We start from the raw sequence: 10,491 nt of genomic DNA, 5'->3' as shown, positions 1-10,491 counted from the left end.
ATCATCAACTGATATTCCTATGAAAAGGGATCGGGGACAGCTGAAAAATGCTGTCTCCGACCCCTTGTTTTATATATAACAAGTATCTAAAAACCTAAAATCTGACTATGCTGACACCTACACAACGTTGTCTCCCGACAGGGGAGAGAAAGACAAACCCATTCGGCACCCCGTGTGCTGAATCCCAAAGTAGAAAAAACAAAAAACAACTAATATAAATACTAACACACTATGAATCGTACAACTATCGTATCGCAAGGACGACGGGTGGTGATGACCGCCTGCTGTGCGTTGATAGGAGCCGCAGCACTGCAGTCGTGTAAGGACGATGTGCTGACCGGACAGCCCTCGTATCTGGGCAACTCCATCTACCAGCGCCTGCAAGAAGACGGTAACTACAACTACACGGTGCGCCTCATTGAGGACCTGGATTTGGCAGAGGTCCTCAATCAGACAGGTTCAAAAACGCTTTTCGTAGCCGACGACAAAGCCTACGACGACTGGTTCCAGAACAACGACTGGAACGTGTCGAGCTATGATGAGCTGAATCTATCGCAGAAGAAGTTGCTGCTGAAGAACTCGATGATCGACAATGCCTATCTGCTCGAGTTGCTGGGCAACACCAAGGGAACACCTCCCAGCGAGGGTAAGGCCATGCGCCGCAAGACGTCAACCCACATCTATGACTCTATTCAGGTGCTGCAACCTGCCGACATGCCAAACAACCCCGCATGGGATGCACTGCGCGCTCGCGGCAAGGCTGTGCCCGTGCTGAAAGACGAGACGGCAGCGCCCATGATTCACTTCCTGCCCTCGTTCATGAGCTATCACAACATCACGGCCGAGGACCTCTCGCTGCTGACCAATGGTCATGCCACCTCTATTCAGGAGTCGTGGGTCAACGGCAAGCGCGTGTTGCCTAACTACGACGAGAACGGCAACCGTGTGGAAGGTCACGACATCACCTGTAAGAACGGATACATCCACAAGGTGGATGGCGTGATCGAGTCTTCGCCCAATATGGCTGAGATCATCCGCAACCTGCCCGAGGCCTCTATCTGGTCAAGGATACTGGATCGCTTCTCGGTGCCCTATCGCAACGTGACTGCTACCAATGACTATGTGTCTAACAAAGGTAAGGCTGCGGGTGCCGATAAGGATACGGTCTATAACTTCCGCTATCTCAGCAACCTGTCAGTAGGTCTGAAGGCATTGGAGACCGACGAGGATAAACTCATCCCTACCGATGAGATTGGTCTTCTGAAGTTTGATCCGGGATGGAACCAGTATATCTATCGCGACGATAAAGACTTCGACATGCACTTCGATGCCGGTGCCATGATTGTGCCCACCAATGCTGCCATGCAGAACTGGTGGAGCCCCACGGGTGCTGGTGCCGACCTCTATAATGAATATGGTGGCGACCTCGACAAGGTGCCCTTGAAGACATTGGCCAAGCTGATCAACGTGAACATGCTGACTTCGTTCTACGAGTCGGTGCCTTCTAACTTCCAGAACGTGCTCAACGATGCCAAGGAGAGCCTCGGCATCAAGAAGGAGGACATCGTGAAGTGCTACATGGGTTGCAACGGTGTGGTTTATCTGGTTGAACCCAAGAATCCCACCAAGCCTATCTTCACACCTGCCGAATATGCTTCGGTGGTTTATCCTGCGCTGGCACACAGCAAGACCATGAATGCCATCTACTGGGGTATTGAGGAACTGAACTTCCTGCCTTACCTGCTGGCCATGGACCAGCACTACAGCCTGCTGTTGCCCACCAACGATGCCATGAAGTTCTATGTGGATCCCTATACCTATGGACTGAAAGAGGAGACATCTGGAACTGAGACCCCCGACATCATAGAATTCTTCATCGACCCCAAGGTTTCCACGCGCAGCACACAGCTGAAGGCGTGGCGCTGGAAGTCAACCGTCGATGCACAGGGAAACATCGTCAAGAACACCAGCACCGACTCTGTTGAGGTGAACCGCGACGTGATCAAGAAGATGATGGAAGACCTGGTCGATCAGCTGATCGTGGTAGGCGACATCGAGAGTGGTTATGCCTACTATAAGACCAAGAGCGGCTCTATCATCAAGGTCAACGGCAGCGGCAGCAACCTGAAGGTGGCCGGCGGCTGGCAGGTGGAACACGGCACCAGCATCCCTGTGGTGAACAAATACCTCAAGCAGAATGGTAAGGCCTACGAACTGGAGGCTCAGGTGCCCCTGGGTGCCGAGAAGTCGCTGGTGGCTGTGCTGAACGAGCATAGCGAGTATAAGCCCTTCCTGAATCTGCTGAACAGCAGCTATTGCGACTTCCTGACACAGACCTTGTCAAACACCTATAACTGTGGTGGTAAGGACCTGGGCAATCAGAACTTCAAGCTGTTTGATAACTATAACTACACTGTCTATGTGCCTTCTCGCAAGTCTATCGAGCAACTGCAGGCTGCAGGCAAGCTGCCCAAGTGGCAGGAACTCGAAGAGACCCGCATTGACTCTGTTTCTACACCTGGCGAGAAGATCGAGATCAGTGTGATTGACAGTATATGTGATGCCAACTACTGGTTCCGCGATGCCGATGCGAGAACTGATGCTGACTCTACCAAAGTGCGCACAGCCGTGAAGACCGCGCTGACCACAATCGTTGACGACTTCGTCCGCTATCATGTCCACGACCATGCCATCGGTATCGACATGGCACCCGAGGATGGCGTAGGACCTAACTACGAGAGTATGAAACGCAACCCCGTCAATGGTCGCTTCTATCCTATCAATGCCACCTATGGCAAGTCGTCACTCACGGTGAAGGATGCTGCCGGCAAGACCCACCACGTGGTCACCACGCCCGGTCTCTATAACAACATTGTGCGTGAATACTGGTTCCAGGGCAACTATAACGAGAAGGAGCAGACGGCTCGCCTCTTCATGGGTAGCAACGCTATGGTGCATCTGCTCGACGACTCGGGCGCACTGATGTATGGCGACATGAAGAACTGGACGACGGCTGTCAGAGAGGCCCTTGTTGCTGCTAAAGTAATTAAATAATAAGGAGGAACGAACACTATGAAGATACTTAAATCCATGATATTCGTTCTGGCACTGTTGTTATCAACAGCAGTAGGCGCACAGAACATTACGTCGGTTCACGGTACGCTGAGCGACGAGCTGGGTCCGCTGATGGGTGCCACCGTCTGCGAGATCGATGCTACGGGACGTATCATCGAGTCGGCCGTTACCGACCTGAATGGTAACTTCACCATGAAGATACGTAACCCGAAAGACCACATCCGATTCAGCTATGTGGGCTTGAACACGGTGACACAGCCTATCAACAAGACGACCTACAACATCAAGATGTCGTCGAAGACCGTCTTGAAGGAAGTGACCATCAAATCGAAGAAACGTGCTAACGGTAACTCGCTGCCTATTCCACAGCGCGAGATCTCGTATGCCACACAGACCATCTCCATGAAGGAGTTCGAGGGTCTGGGCATCACCTCGGTCGATGAAGCCCTGCAGGGTCGTATCGCCGGTCTGGACATTATCGGCAACTCGGGTGACCTGGGTTCTGGTTCTACCATGCGTCTGCGTGGTGCCTCTTCACTCTCGTCACTGACCGATGCCAACCCTCTGATTGTGGTCGATGGTAACATTCGCGAGGTGAGCCTCGACAACTTCGACATGGCTGGTGCCAACAATGAGAAGTTTGCCGAACTGCTGAACATCAACCCCGAGGATATCGCTTCAATCACCGTGCTGAAGGACGCTGCCGCTACGGCCGTCTATGGTTCGCAGGGTGGTAATGGTGTGATCGAACTGACCACCAAGCGTGGTGTGCGCGGTAAACCAAAACTCACCTATACGCTGAAACTGACAGGCACCTACCAGCCTAAGGGCTACAATCTGCTGAGTGGCGACGACTACACCATGATGCTGAAAGAGGCCTACTTCAATCCTATGCAGGATGGTACGATTGCCGACAAGGATGCTATCCCCGAAATCAACTACATGGGCGACAACGAAGGCTTTACCGACTGGCGCGAGTATCGTGCCAACACCGACTGGCGCGACGCCGTGACACAGTGGGGTCTGCGTCAGAACCACTATGTGACCATCTCGGGTGGTGGCGAGAAAGCCTCGTTCCGTATCGGTGGTGGTTTCGACCATGAGACCGGTACCATGATCAAGCAGAAGCTGAACCGCTTCTCAACCCGTGTGGCTCTGGACTACAACGTCAGCAGCCGTATCCGCATCAGCACGAACTTCGCGCTGACCTACACCAAGAATGACATGAACTCTGACAACCTGTTGTCTATCGCTCAGAGAATCATGCCTAACATGAGCATCTATGTGAAAGACCCCGTGACGGGGCTCGACACCTCAGACTACTTCACCATGCGTCGTCCACGCTACGAGGGCGACCCCATGCGCGGCTCGGACGTCTTCGAGAAAGACCAGCGCACCTATGTCAACCCCGTGGCAAGTGCCAACCTGGCTAAGAACCAGCGCCGCACCTACGACATGTCGCCTGAGCTGGTGATCAACTACCAGCTGCTGGGCACCGACGAGGACCACTGGCAGTTGAACTGGCGTGGTAGTGTCTATATGAACATCTTCAACCAGTACGACGATAAGTACTATCCTTGGGAGCTGAACCCCGTGGGTGTGAAGGGTGGTGTGAACAGTGCTTCGAAGGGCTCTTCGAAGAGTGTATCGTTCAACACCAAGCAGACCCTCACGCTGACACCGGCATTCACCAACAAGGACCACTCGATGATGATGATGGGACGCTTTGAGCTGACATCAGGTTCGTCTAACGGACAGGCTACAGGTGCCAACGGTCTGGCTTCAGGCGTATCGACACCGACTGCCGGCGGTCTGAACTTCTCGCCCAGCTCGTGGTACAACCAGTGGCGCTCCATGTACTACACCTTCTCTACGCACTATGCGTACAAGGGTCGCTACATGGCCGACTTCACCCTGCGTGCCGACGGTACCACGAAGTTTGGTCCTAACAACCGCTGGGGCTTCTTCCCCTCTGTGTCTCTGCGTTGGAACATCATCGACGAGCCATGGATGGCCAAGCTGAAACCCACACTCTCGATGCTGTCGCTGCGTCCCAGCTGGGGTCGCGTGGGTAACCAGCCCAACCAGAACTATCTATATACCTCAAAGTATGGCACAACAGACCGCTATATCGACATGGCAGGTATGGTGCCCCTGAACTTGCGACTGACCGACCTGAAGTGGCAGATCGTGTCAAGCTATAACTTGGGTATGGACCTGGGCTTCTTAGACGACCGTCTGACCATGACCATCGAGGCCTATAGCTCGACAACCACCGACATGCTGTTGCAGAACTACCGCATCCCATCGAACGCTGGTTTCGCCACCGTTCCTTATCGCAACAGCGGTAAGATGCGCAACACGGGTTGGGAGTTCCATATCAACACCAACCGTCTGATCAAGGCTGGTAAGTTCATCATGGACATGAATGCCAACTTCGGTAACAACCGCAACGAGATTCTGGAGATGGACGAGTACTTGCTGAAGAACCTGAACTCTACCTTCTCTTATGAAAACGGTGAGTTCCTGCGCTATGTGCAGCTGCACAACCCATTCGGCGCTATCTACGGCTTCAAGTACAAGGGTGTCTATACGCACAACTACAACACGTTTATCAAACTGACACCTGCCGAGCAGCAGGGCTTCCTCAACGGAACACTGCCCGACGCATGGTATGCTGAGCGCGGTTGGGAGAAGCGTCCTTACACGGCTCCTGTTGCCATGAATGCGGATGGCAAGCTGATCCTCGATGCTACGGGCACTCCCGTACGTATGGTGTATAACTATACCAACGACAACACCGGTAAGAACGTGCGCTTCAACGGTGGTGATGCCATGTATGAGGATATCAACCACGATGGACAGATCAACGCACTCGATATCACCTATCTGGGTTCGTCGCTGCCTAAGCTGACTGGTGGCTTCGGCTTCAGCTTCAACTATGGCGACTGGCGACTCACCACCCAGTTTAACTATCGTGTGGGCAACAAGATTATCAATATGGCACGTCTGCGTGCCGAGGCCATGACTGGCAACGACAACCAGAGCCAGGCTGTGAACTACCGCTGGCGCAAGGAGGGCGACGTCACCTCTATTCCTCGCGCTATGCACTACTTCAAGGATGGTCCTTATTCCTACAACTCGCTGGTCAGCGACCGCTTCGTGGAAGATGGCTCTTACCTGCGTATGAGCTATGCCCAGCTGTCGTATGCCATCAAGAAGAAGTACCTCACCTGGATTGGTCTGAACCGTATTTCTCTCTATGCAAGTATCAACAACCCCTTCGTCATCACGAAGTACTCGGGTGTTGACCCCGATATCTCGAACGCTGGCTACGATCCCGCTATCGACAATGCGCAGACACCACGTTCACGTTCATACACACTGGGTTTAACTGTTGACTTCTAAAGGAATTGATAATCGAAACAAAACATGACTATTATGAGAAGCTATAATATATATAATAAGGTGAAGGGACTGGCGCTGCTGGTTCCATTCTCGGGGCTCCTCTTCTCTTCGTGCAGCGATTTCCTGGAAATCAAACCACAGAACGAGATTGTGCTGGAGGACTTCTGGAATGAGAAAGCCGACATCGATGCTATCGTGGCTGGCTGCTACTCAGGTCTGGAGGCCGATCCCATCATCCGCCGCATGATTGTATGGGGCGAGGGCCGAAGCGAGAACGTGATGGCAGGTGGTAGCATCGATAAAGATGTGAACTTGTCGTATGTGCTCAACGAGAACATTACCGCCATGAACCCCTATACCACATGGGACGGGTTCTATAATATCATTAACCGTTGTAACACGGTGATTAACTATGCACCCACGGTGGCAGAGCGTGACCCGGGCTACACGGAGAGCGAGATGAAAGCCACGATTGCCGAGATGACGGCTCTGCGCTCACTGTGCTATTTCTATCTGATCCGCACGTTCCGTGATGTGCCTTATACTGAAGAGGTCTATCTGGACGATGACCAGGAGATGGATCTGCCGGCAACACCTTTCTACACCATCCTCGACAAGCTGATTGCCGACCTGGAGGCTGTGAAGGAGAATGCCATTACGCGCTATCCAACGACCAAACCATTGTATCAGACTGGACGCATCACCAAGTGTGCTATCTATGCCATGCTGTGCGAGATGTATCTGTGGAAACAAGACTACGACAACTGTATCCGCTGTGCTGAATGGGTCATCAACGACAAGCTGAACCTGAGCAAGGAACAGCAGTCAAACAGCACGTCGATGGGTTCACAGAACAGTGGAAACTTTGAGCGTACGAATGGCTATCCGCTGGTGAACAATGCCATCAGCAGCACCACCTATGGCAATGCCTATCAAAATATCTTCGTCACAGGAAACAGCTTGGAGACAATCTTCGAACTGATCTTTGACAAAGATGAGGCTGGTAAAACGATGTTGGGCAACTCGGCCGTCAGCGTGTTCTACGGCAACGACACCAACGCCGGACACCTGCAGCCTTCTACCGTTGTGATTGGCGACTACTCGCTGACAAGCAACCGCACGATCTATGAGGATAAGAACATGAAGGCTGATGCCCGTTTCTTCGTGAACTGCAACACGCAGACGGAGGTCATCGCTAAGTTCACTTATAAGAACATCATGGTGACTGCCGGTTCTTCTACACCCGGCTTGTGGAGCGATAAGTACAGCTTTGCAAAAATCAACAATGTGGATCACCACTACAACAGCAGCAACTGGATCATCTATCGCTTGCCCGACATCATGCTGATGGAGGCCGAGGCCTACTGCATGAAGGCGCAGGATGGTAGCGATGCCGAGATTGAGGCTACCAACAAACCTTTGCTGGATGCTGCATTCAAACTGGTGCAGGCTGTGAACAACCGTTCTATTGCGCAGAACAATATTGCCACCGTGCAGCTGGCACGCGAGGACTATAAGACCAAGACACAGATGGAAGACCTGATCTACCGTGAGCGCCAGCGTGAACTGATGTTCGAGGGCAAACGCTACTATGACTTGGTGCGCTGTTCAATGCGCGACGGAAACACTCAGCGCCTGTCGCAGGCCATGGCTCGTCGCGATATCACCAATGGCGAGTTCGTGCAGAACTTCTTCAAGAAGATGGATGCCATCTTCTGGCCTATCAACAACGATGAGCTGAAGGTGAATAAGAACCTGAGACAGAATCCATCGTTCGGTTCTGGCGAGAATCAGAGCTATGAGTAATGATGTTGAAAACCTGAAAACTGAAAGATATGAAAATCAAGAATAATATCAAAACCATACTGATGGCTCTGGCCGCCGTCATGACACTGGGCACCATGAACAGCTGCTCTGACGAACCAGACAGGGAGAATTTCTATACCTTCACTGGCGAGATGATGAGCGACTATCTGAGCAATCGTGAGTCGTTCAGCGAATTCAAAGCCATCGTTGAGCGTGCCGGACTGATGGATCTGCTGGCTGGCTATGGACACTACACTTGTTTCGCACCTACCAACGAGGCCGTTGATGCCTTCTTGGCAGAGAAAGGACTGACAAGCGTAGCTGAACTGAGCGATGCCGACTGCGATACCATTGCACGTACGCACCTGATCAATAACCTCTATTCTACTTACGAGATGTCGCAGGACCGTCTGCAGACGGCCAACTTCCTGGGACGTTACATCGCTACCGAGCAGATGACCGACGACGAGGATAATGCCATCGTGCTGCTGGAGGGTGTGACCAAGACCATTTTTGGTAAGACTACGGCTTCTGGCGACTATATCCATCAGAACGACTCGGTGGAGAATGGTATCGTTCATCCCGTCGATATGGTCATCGAGAAGTCTAATAGTATGATCAGCGACCTGCTGCGCATGAACTCGAAGGTGTCTATCTTCTACAAAGCGCTGGTGGCTACTGGCGTGATCAACGAGATTCAGGGCGTGGCTGACGAGAACTATGATCCCAGCAAGTATATCCGTGAGTACTATAAGTCGCATAACTGGAACGAGGTGGCCAGCGCTCCTGACAAGAAGAACATCGGCTATACGGTGTTCGTGGAGCCTAACGAGGTTTACTTGAAGAAGTTCGAGGAGAAGGGCATCGATATCGTCGATAAAGATACGCTGAAGGCCCTCTACGACCTGGCTTGTCTGTACTACGACAGCAACGAGAACTATGCTGACGACAAAGGCAAGTATAGCTATAACGACCTGAAGGCAGACAACAATGCCTTGAAACGCTTCATTCAGTATCACATCTTGAACCGTCAGGTGGCTGGTACGGCCGACTTGACGCCTATCGTGATGACAAAGACGGCAGAGGCCTTCGGCATCAGTACCAGCATTATCAACCCCGTGGACTGGTATCCAACGCTGCTGCCTCATACCATGGTGAAGATTGAGCAGTTGACGGTTCGCACCGACAAGGCTGGTCACGACAACAAGGGTAATGGCACGATAGGTGAGCGTTACATCAACCGCCGTTATGCCGCCCCCGACTACACCTTCGAAGGCGCTCACATCGATGCTACGGTCGAGAAGAAGCCCGTGCACGATGGTCTGAACGGACACTATTTCTACATCGACGATGTGATTGCTTTCAGTCAGGACGTGCTGGAGAAGGTGCAGAACATGCGTATCCGCATGGACTTCTCGAGCATATTCCCTGAGGTGATGACCAATGGTATGCGTCAGGAGGGTAACCCTTATGCCGATGATGATAGTAAGACACCAGACGACTCTTCAACACCTAAGAACGGACGTAACTTCTACTTCCCCTTGGGTTATCTGGATGGTGTGGACTTCAACAAGAACTGTCTGCTCGTATTGCGCCGACCACACACCAACTTCTGGTCATGGCAGGGCGACGAGTGGAACCTCTTTGGTGACTACGACCTGACCTTCCGCATCCCACCAGTGCCCTTCTCTGGCGAATGGCAGTTCCGTCTGGGCTTCTGCGCACTGGAAACCCGTGGTGTGATGCAGGTGTACTTCGGCTCCGATCCAAAGAACCTGACACCTCAGGGCATCCCCTTGGATATGACGAAGTTCTTGAATACAGACATGTATCTGGGTAGCCGTTTCAAGAGCGATGAGAAGCTGAACGACTATAACAGCAAGACCGACCTGGAGAAGGCACAGGAGCAGAAAATCCTGAAGAACCTGAAAGCTTATCGCGCCGGTACTTCTACCTACCACTTCAATCCTTCTACAGGTGAGAAGTTCTACTTCGCAGGTAACGAGCGTACCTATCGCCGTGTGCTCTGTACGGCCCAGGTTGACTGCACGAAGGACTACTACATCCGCTTCCGTGTGGCCAGTGATGGCAAGCAGGGTAACAACAACGAGTTCATGCTCGACTACTTCGAGATGGTGCCACGTAGCGTTTACAGCGTAGATGGCGACGGAGATATGGAAGACGATTTGTAAAATTGATAAT

At 52.3% G+C, this 10,491-nt stretch carries 4 protein-coding genes; all 4 read left to right on the top strand.

All coding sequences use genetic code 11. The features are described 5' to 3' along the window. Positions 1-231: 231 nt before the first annotated feature. From L6472_RS12760 to L6472_RS12745, 4 genes are read left to right on the top strand one after another with little or no spacing between them, the layout of a single operon-like run. Positions 232-3,054, top strand: a complete 2,823-nt coding sequence (locus L6472_RS12760; RefSeq protein WP_237805694.1) for a fasciclin domain-containing protein — start codon at positions 232-234, stop codon at positions 3,052-3,054. Positions 3,055-3,072: 18 nt separating this feature from the next. Then, complete coding sequence (locus L6472_RS12755) at positions 3,073-6,483, top strand: SusC/RagA family TonB-linked outer membrane protein (RefSeq protein WP_237805692.1); 3,411 nt, start codon at positions 3,073-3,075, stop codon at positions 6,481-6,483. Between the two features lie 33 nt (positions 6,484-6,516). Beyond that, entirely contained in the window at positions 6,517-8,289 is a 1,773-nt protein-coding gene (locus tag L6472_RS12750; RefSeq protein ID WP_237805690.1) for a RagB/SusD family nutrient uptake outer membrane protein, read from the top strand. A 29-nt stretch (positions 8,290-8,318) separates the two neighbouring features. Then, a complete protein-coding gene (locus L6472_RS12745; RefSeq protein ID WP_237805687.1) occupies positions 8,319-10,481 on the top strand; it encodes a fasciclin domain-containing protein in 2,163 nt (720 codons plus the stop codon). Positions 10,482-10,491 lie beyond the last annotated feature (10 nt).

It is taken from the genome of Prevotella sp. E13-17, assembly GCF_022024035.1.
GTDB lineage: Bacteria > Bacteroidota > Bacteroidia > Bacteroidales > Bacteroidaceae > Prevotella.
The sequence above is the reverse complement of the archived record's forward strand: the minus strand, read 5'-3'. Positions and strand labels throughout refer to the sequence as shown.

Excerpts from the sequence above, each read along its gene's own strand:
- L6472_RS12760 (WP_237805694.1), top strand. The coding sequence starts at position 232 with ATGAATCGTACAACTATCGTATCGCAAGGACGACGGGTGGTGATGACC.
- L6472_RS12745 (WP_237805687.1), top strand. The coding sequence starts at position 8,319 with ATGAAAATCAAGAATAATATCAAAACCATACTGATGGCTCTGGCCGCC.
- L6472_RS12750 (WP_237805690.1), top strand. The coding sequence starts at position 6,517 with ATGAGAAGCTATAATATATATAATAAGGTGAAGGGACTGGCGCTGCTG.
- L6472_RS12755 (WP_237805692.1), top strand. The coding sequence starts at position 3,073 with ATGAAGATACTTAAATCCATGATATTCGTTCTGGCACTGTTGTTATCA.